14 protein-coding genes are annotated in these 15166 nt (G+C 56.3%); 8 read left to right on the top strand and 6 right to left on the bottom strand.

Annotated elements, in window-relative coordinates; genetic code table 11:
* Window positions 1-699: 699 nt before the first annotated feature.
* The gene (locus ABSE61_RS33375; RefSeq protein ID WP_423875439.1) at window positions 700-1083 is read right to left on the bottom strand and encodes a hypothetical protein; all 384 of its coding nucleotides are present in this window, start codon (window positions 1081-1083) and stop codon (window positions 700-702) included.
* A gap of 250 nt (window positions 1084-1333) precedes the next feature.
* Here ABSE61_RS33375 and ABSE61_RS33370 point away from each other — a divergent pair, with 250 nt between their 5' ends.
* From ABSE61_RS33370 to ABSE61_RS33350, 5 genes are all read left to right on the top strand, one after another.
* Window positions 1334-4627 (top strand): hypothetical protein, encoded by a 3294-nt coding sequence (locus tag ABSE61_RS33370; protein WP_423875438.1) that lies wholly within the window; start codon window positions 1334-1336, stop codon window positions 4625-4627.
* Between the two features lie 99 nt (window positions 4628-4726).
* A complete protein-coding gene (locus ABSE61_RS33365; protein WP_423875437.1) occupies window positions 4727-5500 on the top strand; it encodes a hypothetical protein in 774 nt (257 codons plus the stop codon).
* A gap of 1125 nt (window positions 5501-6625) precedes the next feature.
* Complete coding sequence (locus ABSE61_RS33360) at window positions 6626-6970, top strand: hypothetical protein (protein WP_423875436.1); 345 nt, start codon at window positions 6626-6628, stop codon at window positions 6968-6970.
* Window positions 6967-7152 (top strand): hypothetical protein, encoded by a 186-nt coding sequence (locus tag ABSE61_RS33355; protein ID WP_423875435.1) that lies wholly within the window; start codon window positions 6967-6969, stop codon window positions 7150-7152. Before ABSE61_RS33360 ends, ABSE61_RS33355 begins: the two co-directional genes overlap by 4 nt.
* A 392-nt stretch (window positions 7153-7544) precedes the next feature.
* The gene (locus tag ABSE61_RS33350) at window positions 7545-7901 is read left to right on the top strand and encodes a methyltransferase family protein (RefSeq protein WP_423875434.1); all 357 of its coding nucleotides are present in this window, start codon (window positions 7545-7547) and stop codon (window positions 7899-7901) included.
* Window positions 7902-9184: 1283 nt separating this feature from the next.
* Here ABSE61_RS33350 and ABSE61_RS33345 read toward each other — a convergent pair.
* Window positions 9185-9532 carry a hypothetical protein gene (locus ABSE61_RS33345; RefSeq protein ID WP_423875433.1) on the bottom strand — a complete coding sequence of 116 codons (348 nt, stop codon included), beginning with the start codon at window positions 9530-9532 and terminating at the stop codon, window positions 9185-9187.
* A 126-nt stretch (window positions 9533-9658) separates the two neighbouring features.
* On the bottom strand, window positions 9659-11164 hold the full coding sequence (locus tag ABSE61_RS33340) for a hypothetical protein (RefSeq protein ID WP_423875431.1): 1506 nt from the start codon (window positions 11162-11164) through the stop codon (window positions 9659-9661).
* 678 nt (window positions 11165-11842) lie between these two features.
* On the opposite strand from ABSE61_RS33340, the gene ABSE61_RS33335 reads away from it, so the two are divergent.
* The 3 genes from ABSE61_RS33335 to ABSE61_RS33325 are packed head-to-tail and all read left to right on the top strand — an operon-like array spanning window position 11843 to window position 12773.
* On the top strand, window positions 11843-12058 hold the full coding sequence (locus ABSE61_RS33335) for a glycosyltransferase family 2 protein (protein WP_423875429.1): 216 nt from the start codon (window positions 11843-11845) through the stop codon (window positions 12056-12058).
* Window positions 12034-12609 carry a glycosyltransferase family 2 protein gene (locus tag ABSE61_RS33330; RefSeq protein ID WP_423875428.1) on the top strand — a complete coding sequence of 192 codons (576 nt, stop codon included), beginning with the start codon at window positions 12034-12036 and terminating at the stop codon, window positions 12607-12609. The genes ABSE61_RS33335 and ABSE61_RS33330 overlap by 25 nt, the downstream gene beginning before the upstream one ends.
* Entirely contained in the window at window positions 12606-12773 is a 168-nt protein-coding gene (locus ABSE61_RS33325; protein WP_423875427.1) for a hypothetical protein, read from the top strand. Before ABSE61_RS33330 ends, ABSE61_RS33325 begins: the two co-directional genes overlap by 4 nt.
* Before the next feature lie 131 nt (window positions 12774-12904).
* Here the strand turns inward: ABSE61_RS33325 and ABSE61_RS33320 are convergent, their stop codons facing one another.
* The 3 genes from ABSE61_RS33320 to ABSE61_RS33310 form a co-directional block, all read right to left on the bottom strand.
* Window positions 12905-13372 carry a hypothetical protein gene (locus ABSE61_RS33320; RefSeq protein WP_423875426.1) on the bottom strand — a complete coding sequence of 156 codons (468 nt, stop codon included), beginning with the start codon at window positions 13370-13372 and terminating at the stop codon, window positions 12905-12907.
* A 91-nt stretch (window positions 13373-13463) separates the two neighbouring features.
* Complete coding sequence (locus ABSE61_RS33315; protein ID WP_423875425.1) at window positions 13464-14804, bottom strand: UDP-glucose dehydrogenase family protein; 1341 nt, start codon at window positions 14802-14804, stop codon at window positions 13464-13466.
* A gap of 178 nt (window positions 14805-14982) precedes the next feature.
* A partial coding sequence (locus ABSE61_RS33310) for a hypothetical protein (protein ID WP_423875424.1) occupies window positions 14983-15166 on the bottom strand: 184 nt, incomplete at its 5' end.

The raw sequence follows: 15166 nt of genomic DNA, 5'->3' as shown, positions 1-15166 counted from the left end.
ATTCGATCACACGAACGGTTGCGCTGCCACTCAACAAGGCTCGTTGAACCATTTCGAGATCCAGATCTCGCAAACTTCCATCAGCGTCTATGGATCCGATTTCTCGACAGACAATGGGCAGACGTTTCCTAACTACAAACTGCTATATACGGCACCTGTAAATCTGCCGTTCACTCGCGGTTATGTTCACTTCAATCCGAGAAATCATGCGAGCGTCAAATATGGGTTGGGCCCAGACGCGGTTTATCACTGGGACAACGTCGGCTTCGACGGGCCTGTGATTGCCTCGTTCACTGGCTATGAAATACCTGATAACACGACCACCACGACGGCGGATGGTAGTGCACAGCAAAATCTCGGCTATGGCCTTAATGCTACGGGGATCACTGATCCGGTAAATCAGATAAATTCCCTTTCATTCAAAAACGTAAATACCACTGGCATCACGTCTGCCGCGCTTACGTTAAATCTGTTTGTCAATGCGATAACTCATACCCCCGATACGACTTGGGGTATCCAATACCGGTTCAATGGCGGCACTTGGAGGACATACAACTTCACCGCAGGCGATCTTGCCAACATAAACTACATTTCTGGTGCCCCATTGGGCATGTTGTCATGGTCTCTCAATGTCCCGACGACCGATCTGGTTTCGGGAACAAATACGTTGCAAATGCTCCCGGTCAATCTGCCGTTAGACTACTCACCCGTGGTCGCTAATATTGATTTGCTTCTCGGGACTACAGGTAGCCCAGGTTCGTCGCCAGCCTCGCCACCCACAGTTGCATTCTCGGCGAGCCCGACCGGCATAGCCTCCGGCCAGATTGCGACGGTGACCTGGTCGTCGAGCAATGCAACGTCATGTACCGCCGCGGGCGGTTGGACAGGAACCAAAGCGACCAGCGGCACTCTTGGGGTGTCTCCGACAAGCACTACGACGTACACGCTGTCCTGCACCGGGGCCGGAGGTACATCGTCGGTTGCCAGCGCGACGGTAACAGTGGGTGCTGCCGCGACGGCGATCAATAATGGCGTGTGCGGATCGGCGAACGGCACACAGGCATCGTTCGCTCCTTCAAGCAATCTTTGCTCGGCCGGAACGTCGACCTCCGTGGTAGGCTCAGGCCCGTGGACATGGAACTGCAGTGGTTCTAACGGCGGAATCACCGCGAGTTGCTCCGCATCGGTGGTTGCGTCAACGTCCGGGTCTGGGTCAACGTCTGCGCCTGGTTCAGCGTCCGGCTCCGGTCCAGCGTCTGGCTCTGGGTCAACCTCTACTAGCTCTGGGTCAACGTCTGGATCTGGATCAACGTCGGCGTCCGCAGCTTGCGGAATGCAACTTGGTGGCACTCCGGCGTTCTGTGATACGTTCGATAAGGCGGCGGGAATTGGCAATCGCTCGGGCCAATTGAACGGCACGGTCTGGGGCGTATCTCGGTGGACCGGCGACCTGAATTTCGGCGGCAACTATCAGTTTCCTTGGGTCCGATCAAATCTTACGGGCTGCAACGGCCTGCAACCTGCGCAGCCCGATGGCACCGACGTCATTATTTGCAACGGCCAGTTGCGCGAATCGTCGAACGATAACGCGACGGGCGCGTTCGAGGGCGGCAACGTCACGTCGCTGGCGATGTACGTGAAACAACCGTTCAATTTCGCTGGCCGCACCGGGACGATATCGTTTGACGTATCTAACGACACACTGGGAACACACAGCGTCTGGCCTGAACTGTGGGTGACTGACACCGCAAAGCCAACCCCGTTCGTGCATTACTTCAACGTGGGCGGCTCGATCCCGGCTAATGCTTTCGGTATCCGCCTTGCCGCAGCGACCCCTGCAGGTGACGGCGCGATACTCAGTCCGAACTGCCCGAATGACAACAACATCCGTTGGACGGTGGACTCTATCGTCGCGGTCAGAAACTACGTGATCGACGATACCCAGGGGTTCGGCACGCGTTCAAAGATGACCCTGACGCGGACTGGGTGCGTTATCGCATCAAGTGGAGCGAATGGTGGCCTCAACCATGTGGAGGTCCAAGTCTCGCAAAACAAGATCGATGTCTATGCGACGGACGCGGGCACAACTACGCCGCTGATCCATATCGCGACGATCACCAACGCCAACCTGTCCTTCACGCAAGGGGCGGTCTGGCTCGAGGACGTGCATTTCAACGCGGACGAGGCCTCAACGGCGCTGCACAATCACACGTTCACTTGGGACAACTTCGCATTCGACGGTCCTGTGTTGGCTCGCGACCTGAGCTATGACGTGCTGGACTCCTTGACCGCTTGCCATGATGGCACGCTGTGTCTCGGATGGGATTCGAACGGCGCGTCGCAACCTGCTCAGGTCAAAACGTTGCCATTGACATCTACGGCCATTAGTGCCGCTCAAGGACAATTTCTGATGTTCGATGCGTTCTTTGAAACGCAACCCAAGACCTTTTCGTTTACCCTCAACGGCCATCACTACAGTTTCGCATGGCCGTTCCCGTATCAATCAACGTTCGCAATCAATTCGTTTATGTTCCCGGTAAACAAGTCGGATCTTGTGGCGGGCCCGAACACGATTCAATTATGGTCGAACCAGTATATGGTTGTGGCGAATGTAAACGTTGCGCTCTCGGGAGCTGGTGGCCTGTCCGGACCAAATAATGGTGGTGGTGGCAACGTTGCGGCACCTACAGCGGCACTTTCCGCGAGCCCGACTAGCATAACGGCGGGTAACATCTCGATGGCGACCTGGTCTTCGACCAACGCAAGCTCGTGCCAGGCGGGGGGCGGTTGGACGGGGACGAAAGCGACCAGTGGCACGCTTGCAGTTTCGCCGCCTAACACCACGACCTACACGCTCGCCTGCACCGGGGCGGGAGGCACGTCGCCAATGGCAAGTGCGACCGTGGCTGTGAACGCCCCCCCGGTGGCAATCAATGGCGCATGTGGATCGGCGAACGGCACGCAAGCATCGTCTGCACCTTCGACCAACCTTTGCTCAGCCGGCACGTCGTCGTCCCTAACAGGCTCCGGCCCGTGGACGTGGAGCTGCGGCGGTTCCAATGGTGGCACCACCGCGAGCTGCTCGGCGTCGGTACTGGTGGCGTCTGGGGGCTCCGGCTCTGGCTCCGGCTCTGGCTCCGGCTCGACGTCGGGATCTGGGTCCGGCTCGACAGCTGGATCCGGATCTGGATCGACGTCTGGGTCGGGCTCTACCTCAACACCAACTCCTGTTAGCGGAAACTGTGGCTTGCAGTTGGGCAGTGCAGTGACCTTCTGCGAAACTTTTGACAACAAGAATCCCGGAATCCCGAGCCGCACCGGCGACCTCGATCCCAATGTCTGGGGCGTATCTCGTGCGATAGGTAACGCTAATTTTGGCACGGGCATGTACAACGGGTGGGCGGCAACGACACAGCTTCTAACTTGTAATGGGACGACCATTGTGAGTCCGCCCAATGACGTGATGATTTGCAATGGCCAGCTGCGTGAGGCCAGCAATGATAACCCGTCTGGAATTTTCGAAAATGGTGGCGTGACAACGTTATCGATGTATCCGAAGCAGCCGTTTGATTTTGCTGGACGGACCGGAACGGTGTCTTTCGACGTGTCAAACGATACACATGCGAATCACTCAGCCTGGCCTGAGTTTTGGATGAGTAATCTTCCAGTTCCCACCCCGTTTAATCACTTTGATTCATGGCAGGCACTTCCACAACACGGTTTTGGTATCCGTTTTGCTGCGCAGGTTGCTCCTGGCGGATACGGGTTTTGTCCGAATGGGAACAATCTCAATTATAGTCGTTGGACTGTCGATTCCGCCGTCGTGGTCCGCAACTACGTCATGGAGGATACTCAAGGGTTTGGAACGGCATCAAATCCGCCACTCAAGCTCAACATTTTTGATTGCGTAATCGCGCCGGCAGACGGTTCAGGAGTCATGAACCACATCGAGGTGCAGGTGAACCAAAATGAAATTGACATCTACGCGACCGATGCGGGTGTCGCTCCTTCTCCCACGACTTTGAGGAAAATAGCGTCAATCACCAATGCAAATCTGACACTTACACGTGGTCTGGTTTGGCTTGAAGACGTTCATTACAATGCTGACAAGGGCGGAGCACCATCGGAAAGACAACACACGTTTGTCTGGGACAATTTAGCTTTTGACGGACCGTTTACGTATAGGGATTTCAGCTATGATGCCCTGGATGTCGGTCAGGTCGATGCAGCCAGTAACACGGTGGACTTGGGTAAACCTTCCTTAGGTAATCAGACCGCAAGTTGGAATGTGCTTAATATGCCGGCTAATCCCCAGGCAGAAGCCGCGCGCGTCCTGTTCAACTTTGATAACGTATTTAATCCTGTTCCGACGGTGCTTAACGTTATCGTCAATGGTCATGCGCACCCGACGCCCTGGCCCTATCCCGATACGCTGACCAATACGTGGCGCACCTTTGCGGTGACCATTCCCATTACCGACTTAGTGCCCGGTACCAATGTTGTGCAACTCGGGTCAGATCAGGCCATGATCTCTTCCAACGTCAATATCGTGCTCGTGGATGTACCCGGCGGCGTGCCCGTTTTGCCGGGATCAAATAATGTATATCCGGGCAGCCCTTCGCAGTGACGAACGTAAATGTCAACGGGAGTGATACCGATTGCTGACGATCTGCACGTGCGTGCAAAGAAACGCTAGCTCGCATTCAATAAGCGGCATGGTGGGCCAATGGAAATCAGCGTCTTAGCGCGCCAAGCGTTAGTATATGGGCATATCATTGCATTTGCCCTGGCACTTGCGACGATACTCAAAGAAGATGCACGTTTCTTGGGCGCAAAGCGCCTTGATTCTGCTTCTCTGCTTGAGTCTGCAAAGTTAGTGAAGTTGCTTCTGCTGGCTCTTTGGGCGACCGGCATTCCGATGGTTTTAATGGACGTCGGAACTGATGTTTCGCTCCTGCTTAGCAAACCCAAATTAGTTGCCAAGTTGATCGTGGTGGCAATCCTGACCCTGAACGGCATTTTATTGCATATTGTTGCATTCCCGATGCTTGTTCAAAAACCTAAGAATGCCGCCAGAGCGGCGACCATTGCAGCAATGCTGGGCGCAATCAGTGCGGCCAGCTGGCTTTGCGCGTCTTTGTTAGGCGCGTCTCGAATTGTAGCCCCTTATTTCTCTTTGAATGACTTTGTCAGTGCTTATTTGTTGGTTCTTGCTATGGCCCTTGCAGTTGCCATTCTTATTGTTCGGGGCCGTCTCGAGCGATTGCTAAAGTCGTCTTACAACGAGACCGGCACCTCAGCCAATCAAGGATATAATTTGTCCGTTGCAATTCTCGAAGCCGAGATCGCAAGGCTCGCCCTTAGTGATATACAACGACGGCTCCGAACGAAGCATGTGACGCAGCAGTATTCCGGGCTCGCCCGAGAAACCTCGTCCGCCGCTGCTCGCCAGAGGACAGCTGGTGCCTTGAGCGGCGGTCCTTCCCGATGGCGCGTTTAGTCATTATCGCGCCAGATCCGCTGACTGTTGGGCGCTGAAGGTAGCCGCGGCAGTCGGGAGATGATAACTGGCCGCACAGTTTTGTATGCTGCCTTCGGTGGCTTATGGTTTTGATGGCCATGCGCGACAAGTGGAGCGTAGGCGCTCAGCGGCGGTGGATAAGACTCGAGAAAAACGGCGGCGCGACCGCGGGCGTTGTTGGAAAGCTACCACATGCGCCGACACCAACCGCGAATGGGCCGGTAATTGCTATGTTCGCAGGCGAGCGTACCGTCGGGCATTTGCAAAGCAGGATAGGCGGCGCCGTCGCCAACGGGTCGACTGCGCGTATAGGTCCAGCCCAGGTCGACAGGTGATACGGCGCAACAGATCCCGGCTCCAGAGCCATAATAATAGTAGCCCCCGGGTGGCCCATAATATTCGGCTGCCCCTTTACTCGATTGGCCAAGGACCGCTGCAGTGCAAAAAACGCACGCAAGGATGTATTTCATCACTTGTCCCTATCTTGGAAGCTGGATCGCTTATGTTATACCCTCTCCAGCGAACACGGCAAATAGCTCTTGCGATAAAAGGGCTGGCCTCCAGTCAGCTTGGGGTGGCTTTGAGCCGGTCATGGCTAAGCTTCTTGACCGGTACGGTGATATTCTTCGAGATGGCCACCTTCTGGAGAAAATGTTGGGCGGATAAGGTGCGCCAGTGAATTCTATGCCGAACTCGGAACAAGTCGGTTCTAACGATGTCGCGGTCGCAGCGGTTGAGCCTATTGATCGACAGATTGGGCGCGCGGACAGTCGCTTTCAACCTCACCGGTCACGGTTTGGCAGATTGGCGTTACAGGGCCTCATTGGCTTGCTGGCGGCAGCGTGTATTGGTGCTACCGGGATGGTTTTGCGCGCACACGGCGATGCCGCCAAGCAACTAATCTCGTGGTGGGGAAGGCAGCTTTCGGCGCCGGCTGCGACAAGCCCGATTTCCGTGCAACCCAACCCGTCTACCGCTCAAGCACCCGCCGTTAAAGAGACATCGCCACAATCGGCACTTACAGCTCCCACGGGCCAGACGCGCCCGCCAGATTTCGCGCCAACCGCCACCGAGCCGTCTCCGGGACAGGAACAGCTGGTCCCGTTGTTGCGCGGTTTCCTTGCCGTCGTGGAGCAAGACATCGAGGAGCTCAAGGCCAGCATCGAGCAGCTCAAGTCGAGCCAGGAGCAAATGGTCCGCGGCAATGCCGCAGTCGCCGAGCAAATCAAGGCCAGCCAAGAACAAAATGCAGCGGTCATAGAGCAGCTTAAAGCAGCGCAGGAACAAATAGCCCGACTCACTGCCAAGGATTTCGATCAGCAAGTGCGATCGAAAACATCGGCACCGGCAGCGCGGTCGATTGCCACGTCAACAGCTAAGCCTCTGCCGAAGCTCTCCTCCCAGACAAGATCGCAGCCGCCGGCCCCGCAGCGGGGGCGGCCGGAATGACCGTAGTTGTCATCAATGCCGCGGCGAAATTTGGTACTCTGGAGCTCCTTTCTGGCCTGCGCTGCGGCTCGCAGGAGGCTGAGAGGGATGCCTTGGCGGTTGTCGATGCCGAATTCGGATGTTGGCCCGCAGACAAACTGCGCCGACGAAAAGTCAACCACTTTCTAATCGACCCTCGCTGAAGCGCATAGGTGACTTTTCGCAGAAGACAGCAAGTCTGGTCTCTGGCGAACCGCGCCGCCTCGCGACAGCAGATTGGTCCAAATGGCAATCGCGACAATGACAATCCGTGTCAAGGTGCTTCGGCGGACCAAGTTCTACGATGTAGTCGCCGCTGGCCCTCTCATCGCTTGGTATCTTTTTTGTTCAGCGAACATGCTACCGTCACTCGGTGATCAGCTCGCACTAATTAAGCTTTTTATCCGGACGGTTTCGTCCGTGCTCCCGGCGACTCTCGTTCTTAGCGCCATCTCGCACATCAGCACGCTGGTTTTCTTCGTGGTACTGGTTGTGATGTTCGCAGTGCCACGTTTCGCAAAGTGCCGCGCAAGGCTTCTATCCACGCTTTGCGGCTGTGGCCGGCACCTCCCTTGGCATCGGCTTTGTGCTGCTGCCTCAGCAAGAGCTTTCGTATGCACTTTACCTGGCCTCGCTTCTATTGATTATTGCCGGCACGGGTTTCGCCATTTGTGCGGTGCTTGTTCTCGGGCGTTCGATCAGCATCCTTCCGGAGGCTCGGCGACTCGTAACCAAGGGGCCCTATGCCCTCGTGCACCATCCACTTTATCTTGGCGAACTCGTCGCGCTCGCCGGAGTTGCGCTGCAGTACATGTCAGTTTGGGCGCTGTTACTGCTGGGGTTGGTCTGGTCATTCCAACTTCAGCGGATGAAATACGAGGAACAAGTGCTGTTACAAATCTTTCCAGAGTAGGGAGACTATATGACGCGAACGGCCCGTTTGCTGCCAGGCATTTACTAATAGCGAGCCTCGGTCATGGGTTGTCGCCGCTTTGCAACCTTAGTTGAGGCCTATTCATTTCCGCGGCGCCTGAGCCCGTTCGCGGCTCACGGTGTTTAAAAAGTGCGGGTTGCGGTCGATGGAAGCTCTGCGAATTAAGTTGCCGCTATCGATTACAATTGGATCGGGGCTCTGGCGCCCATCATCGGAAGAGCCGGCGCGTCTTCCCGGGCTTGATGTCGATTTCCATCAAAGTGAGGGATCCATGCTGCTCGGCAAATGACGATACCAAGTTGCAGCCAATTCGTCCTCATGAGTCGTCGGCTTCCTCTTGGCATTCTCGCACCTACTAATGCGTTCGTCGCGGCAAGGATCGCTTACCAACCCGAGGCACCGTAGTAGCGCGGAAATAGCGTCGGGTGTCCGTAAAGCCCTGTGACGTAGTTGCGACTGACGCAGTAGCCACCAGGGTAACTTCTGTAGTAATGGCTGCCAGGAGGAGAACCCCAGCAATAGTAGTCATCGTAGTTCCAGGGCGAGGTGGTGGCGGCTACCGCGGTAGCAAACAACCCGTACCCGCGGTCGGACCGCAGATACGGTCGACGTGCGCCTTTAGCAACGCTGGATGGGGTCAATGGTCGATCCGCGCCTTGGGCGCTCTCGACCCCCAGCGAGACGCCGAGCCTTCCATGCCCGCTGAACGAGAGTAGCGCCACACACGGGACGATCAAGCTTGCGATTGCGGTGCTTTTCAGGGCCAACTTCATTGAATTTTCTCCATCGCTTCACGTCCCGCTTTGTAACGGCGCGCCAGCGACCAGCCTACCGGGCGGCGCGCTCGTGTGTCCATAGCCTGTTCGATTGAAATTTGGTGCGTGAGCTGTGGCGCAGGAGTCCGCCGATCAGCTGGGAAGACCTTCCATCTTTCCGTTGCCATCAACGATGATGCGACCTTTTGATCGGCGCTTCCGGCAAGCGGGCGCGAGATAAAACCGCTAGGCGAGTGTCACGCAATTCGGTTCGTTCCAGAATGCGGGAATCGCCTTGTAGGATTGAGAGCGCTGCGGGTTTTCAACATCCCAATTCAGTGCAGCGAACGAAGAACCGAGGGACCTGGGAGAGCAAGATGAGGTTTATCGTTGCAAGTTTGCTGATGTTATCCAGTCTTCACTGTCTCGACGCGGAGCCGTTGACACCAGGGCAGACGCAAAAAATACCGCTTAGCCTGCAACGCAACTCAAATAAGTGTTGTGCAGTCATGTCGCGCTCGCTGCGATGAAGCGGTATATGAGTGTCATCATCGATGCGTCGGTCAATCTTGCGCGCAGCAGTGCGGGCAGACCCAAGGCACTTGCGAACAACGCTGCATCAAGGGTGCAGGCTGCTGACGAATACTGATTGCTGCTTAGGCCACGCAATTCTTGCCCACCGACGCGACGAATGATCCGCGAAGCGCGGCAGGTCGAAACCGCCCGCCACATGAGTGGATGGCTTACATCGCCCAGCGTGGCTGCCTGAATGGATCCGTCAAAGAATAAATCCATGGTTTTAGTGGAGCGCGTTACATAAAGGCATAAAGGCGCATCTAGAAGCGGCTGCATCATCGCTGAACGCGCAACACCGAGCACAGAAGCCAAACCAGGGAAAAGCGTGAGCTATTCGGGCGTCTAACAAGATAAAGTAAGGCCGGCTTAGTTGGGTTGCGGTTCCGTGCGCCAGAGCGTTTATGCTCATTTGACCGGATATGCGTTGTTTGAGCCTGGCAAAACTGGCACGCCGCCCGGCACGTTGACGAGCACGATGTTGACGTTCGAGGTAGCCATCGCCTGATCGGAACCGAGCTGGACGACGTTTGTGCCAGAGACAAGATCGGTCACCGGGATCGACACGGCGAAAGTCTTCCATGTGAAGCCCTGCGTGTCCGGATATGGCCATGCCACCGCATGCGCGTGGCCATTGACGAGTAGATTGAGCGTCTTGAATGCGTTATATGCAAAGAAGTTGAAGAGGACGCGGACCGCCTGAGGGTTTGGATTGGCAGGAACATAGAGCACGTCCCAGCTTGCAGTTTGGCTCGGAAGAGAAAACTTGCCGAGGTCGATCGTGCTCGTTGCGGCATTGAGCTGGACAACGTCGAGCGCGTCGTAGCTGAAATCTCGATAGGTGAATGGCCCATCGAACGCGACGTTGTCCCAGACAAATGTGTGCTGCTTTTGCGAGGGAGGCGCACTCTTGTCGGCGTTGTAATGAACGTCTTCGAGCCAGATGAGCCCTCGTGTCAGCGTCAGATTTGCATTCGTGATGACAGCGATATGCCGGAGCGTCGCCGCCGTCGCCGCAACGCCCGGGTCTGTTGCGTAGACGTCAATCTGGTTCTGCGAGATCCTAAGCTCAATATGGTTTGTGATGCCTGAGTTGTCTGGCGGGGAAATCACGCAATCGAGCTGCTTCGTCGCCAAGCTCGTCCGGACACCGCCAAGGCCGACTGTATCGTCCATGACATAGTTGCGGACGACGACTGCCGAGTCGACGGTCCAGCGTGGCATATTGAGATTGCGGCCGTTGGGGCATGAGCCGAACTGCCCTGCAGTAACCGCAGCGCCAAACCGAACACCGAAGCCATTCTGTGGAAGCGCCTGCCACGAGTCGAAGTGATTGAACGGGGTAGGCACCGGCAGGTCCGACATCCAGAACTCAGGCCACGCCGAATGAGTGCCATGAGAATCATTGCTGACATCGAAGGAGACGGTGCCCGTACGCCCTGCAAAATCGAACGGCTGCTTCGGATACATCGCCAACGTCGTGACGTTCCCAGCGTCAAATGCGCCAGTCGGATTGTCATTGGTGGCCTCACGGAGCTGCCCGTTGCAGATGACGATGTCGTTAGGCGGCGCGGCCGTGACCGTGCCGGTGCAGGTTTGTAACGGGTTCGATGCCGCCCATCCGTTATAGGAGCCGCCCCCGAAATTGACATTACCGGTGGCGCGCGAGACGCCCCAGACGTCGGGATCGAGATCGCCCGTGCGGCTCTGAACGGTCGGGTCTTTTTTGGTATCAAATGTTTCGCAGAAAATCACCGGGCCACCCAAATGCATGCCGCAGTTGCCAGCTGTTAGAGGCGGCGGGGCTTCCGTCTGGGCAACGCCATGCCCGCCAGTCAGCCACAGCAGAAGAATGTTTAAAATAACAAATTTCGAATGACGGTTCATCAGGTTCAAAGACCGTGCACGTACCATGATCCACCATCTTTCGTCATAGTGCTCGGAGGACGTTCGCGGAGGCCCCGCCACTCACTCGCAGAATTAGGAAATAATATCGGTGATTTCTGGACTTTGAAACGTCCCTTGCTGGGACCAATTTTCTCCGCGTGGCCGCATGTCCGCTCATGATGGATTGGAAACGATAAGTCAAGTGTTTCAATCGGTTAACGGGCGGCGTGTGCGCGACGTGTGCGCCGAAAATTATGAAAAACTCGCGGCGAGGTTTCTGAACCGGTCCTGGGGACAGCAGCGAGAGCTGCTGAGCAGTCGCACCTCGCGAAGATGGAAGGCGTTAGCCCTCACGGGCTATACGATCCCAATTCAGGATGGCTGAACTCTTCCGAACCGCGGGTCCATCGTGACCTATGAGTTGCCGCGCGAACTCGGTCCTATAGGGTTCATGTTTTACTCAAATAGTGAAAAATAGACGATGCCAGGCGTCCTGCTTATGGCGACTCATCTAGGCCAAATTTTCTGCTGCCCCTTCGCGCGTACAGTATTGCCTTCGGACCCCCTCGTGTTGTTTTGAAGCTGGACGGACGCACTGCCAGCGATCGCGAGAGGCGTCATTTAGCTTCGCGAGCCAGCTTGTAGCGCTGTATGAATGCGGGATTGGAAGATCGAAAAGCCAGGTAATTTTGCTAGGGTTAGAAAATGCCCGCCGAAATTTCAGTCGTGATCCCGACTTTTCGAAGACCCTTGCTTCTGAAGCAAGCAATCGAATCGGCGCTCGCACAACACGTGCCGGTCGAAGTTATCGTGGTCGACGACTCACCGGAGCGCTCGGCTGATCCAGTCGTCCCCAGCCCTTCTGGCGGCTGGCCCAGCCGCGTGCGAAACCTCGGTTGCCCCACGCGACCGCTCCTCTGATTCACTTCCTCGACGATGACGAGCAGGTGCGGGTGGGACACTACCTGAAGATAATCGACACCTTTGCCAGCCATCCTGAAGTGGGAGTGGTGTTCGGTATGGTAGCGCCGTTCGCAGACGACGACGGCGAACAGCTTGAGCACGAGTTGTCGTTCTTTGATTCGAGCGCGCGACGCGCTCGGGCAGCGTCGCGATGGGGGACCAAGTTGGGTTTCTCGATGCAGATGTTCTTTTGTCCTACATTATTGGTCTGTTCCGCGGCCATTGTGCGCACCGAGGTGGTGCGGACATTGGGCGGCTTTGACCCAAAAGCCCGCGTGTCAGAGGATGTAGAGTTTTACGCCAGGGCTATCCGTCGGTCAGGGGCCAAATTCCTAAATCGTAAAGCCCTGCATTATCGGATCGACCCGACTTCACTGATGCGCAGCACGTCGGCTGATGAAGTGCGCCAGACCTATCAGCTGATGTACGAAAAGTACCGGCGCGATTATGGAAGCCGGCAGCTTTTAGCGCTCAAAGTACTCGCCCGTACACTTGGGAGACTGGGTTGAGCGTGCAGGTGGAGGTCGTGAAGAGCATCAAGGCGCTGGAGGCGATTGCTCCCGCTGGCGGGCACTTGACGAGCAGACCTTTCCCGCCTGCCATTCACTGGACCGCGATGGAACCTGCTCTGGTGGCGCTGAATCGCGCCACATGGTGGCATCCAGCAGGATAAGGGCCGCTGACGGTTCGCGATGCTCTTGGTCGAATACATCGCGAGAGATCGGCTGATCATGGCGAATTGTTTTACGACCACCGGCGCTCTCCGCTGGTTCTAAGCGTCGGCGGGCCTCGACTTGGCCAAGATCAACGCAACCTACGTCTCTCCCACGGCTTGCGCTGGTCGAGACACCGGAGTGTGAACAGGATCTGACAAGCCTGGCGCCACAGCGTGGCTTCATAGCGGCTCAGTCGGTCGAGGGGATAGGTCGGCAGGTTCGAGAGGCGGAAGAAGGAGCGTGTGAGATCGTCCGATCGATCAGCAGGCTCTGCGGTTGATCGAGGGTCAGCGTCGAGACCGCTTGTGATTTCGTCTTCATCCTGCCGAATGTCTTCCTCGGTCGCGACGGCGTCTCGGTACATGGTTTCGACGATATTCTGGCGCGTTCGATGAGCCTGTCCGCGTCGCCGGAATTGTAACAAGTTCTGCGCATGTATTTTGAACAGGCCACTTTCGGTCGCGGTAGCCCTACGTAGTCGCCATATCAGGCTCGCCAGCCTTAGAACGAGCTCCCTTTCGACGGCGGTGCAGGCGTAGTCGGCCGTGACCGCCATGGGAAGCTCGCTAGAATCTGATGCGTGATGTCACTCGTTGAAAGGCCCAAACGGGCAGAGAACCTCGTGTTCGTCGTTCGTCGTCTTGAGGTCAAACGTCCTTGACGGCCAATACAGGTTCAGACGCTTGCGTCCGCCCGATGCTCACATATGTTATTCCGTGTTTTGCCATCTCATCGGAGCGGTAGACGTTGCGTAAATCGACGATAATAGGCTGGCACATTTCTTTTTTTAGTCGGCTCATATCAAGAGCACGAAACTGCTCCCACTCGGTTACGATCACAAGCGCGTCCGCTTCCGAAGCACAGCTATAGGGATTTTCGCAATATGTAACATTCGGCAGTTCAAGTTTCGCCTGTTCCATACTGACGGGATCATAAGCCTTCACCTTGGCACCAAGATCCTGTAGCGCCGTGATCAGGGGGATCGAAGGCGCTTCGCGCATGTCGTCGGTGTTCGGTTTAAAGGCCAGGCCGAGCACGCCGACCGTTTTGTTGCGCAGATTACCTCCAAACACCGCCGCGACCTTACGGGCCATTGCGCGCTTGCGGGCATCATTGACCGCGAGCACGGCCTCCACGATGCGCAACGGTACGTCATGATCCTCGGCAGTCTTGACCAGAGCCCGGGTATCTTTGGGGAAGCAGGAGCCACCGAAGCCAGGGCCAGCATGCAGAAACTTGCTACCGATTCGATTGTCTAGCCCTATTCCGCGCGCAACTTCCTGCACGTCGGCACCCGCGCGCTCGGCGAGGTCAGCGATCTCGTTGATGAAGGTAATCTTGGTGGCCAAGAATGCGTTGGCGGCGTATTTGATGAGTTCCGCGGTGCGCCGGCCGGTGTACATGATCGGTGCCTGATTGAGATAAAGCGGACGGTAGATCTCCGCGATAACCTTTCGAGCGCGCTCGTCTTCGGTACCAACTACAATGCGGTCGGGGTGCTTGAAGTCGCGGATTGCGGCGCCCTCGCGGAGGAATTCCGGATTTGACGCGACGACAACGTCGGCCTGCGGATTGGTTTCGGAAATGATGCGTTCGACCTCGTCCCCGGTTCCCACAGGCACCGTTGACTTCGTTATGACGACCGTAAAACCTCGCACGTTTTCAGCGATCTCGCGCGCTGCAGCGTGGACATAACTTAAATCCGCGTGGCCATCGCCCCGCCGAGACGGCGTGCCGACCGCAATGAAAACCGTTTCCGCTTGAGCCACTGCATCTTTGAGATCGAGGCTGAAATCGAGTCTTCCGGCTGCGACATTGCTTGACACCAGTTGCTCAAGGCCAGGCTCGTAGATCGGAATTTTACCGCTTTGGAGAGCAGCAATCTTTCCCGCATCCTTATCTATACAAGTAACTTGATGACCAAAATCCGCAAAGCACGCGCCGGAAACAAGTCCAACGTAGCCCGTTCCAATCATGACGATGCGCATAGCTACCCGACAGGTTAATCTTCAAATGCAACCTTCTAACAGTTTATCCGATGGCCTGACCAGAGGTAGTCGGCCGATATGGTTACGGTGTAGGTTGAATTGTTGGCTCATCACATAGGCGCGTGATGACTCAAGCCAAGGAATTCAAGCTCATGGGCGGGCTAGCCAGTCACGTCAACTACGCTAAAAGCGTGTTCTTTGTCTTGGTGGCGAGTCTGGTTTTAATCATCTTGGCAACTCTTCTCGCCGAGGCCGGTCCGTGCCATGAGACAACATATTCTCGCTTCCCGGTTTCAAATCGTCCGGAAATCAGTAGCAGCCCCGGGTGCGTTGCCCTTTTAAACCCATCAATGACGGCACGG

It is taken from the genome of Bradyrhizobium sp., assembly GCF_049519115.1.
Classification (GTDB): Bacteria; Pseudomonadota; Alphaproteobacteria; order Rhizobiales; family Xanthobacteraceae; genus Bradyrhizobium.
The sequence above is the reverse complement of the archived record's forward strand: the minus strand, read 5'-3'. Positions and strand labels throughout refer to the sequence as shown.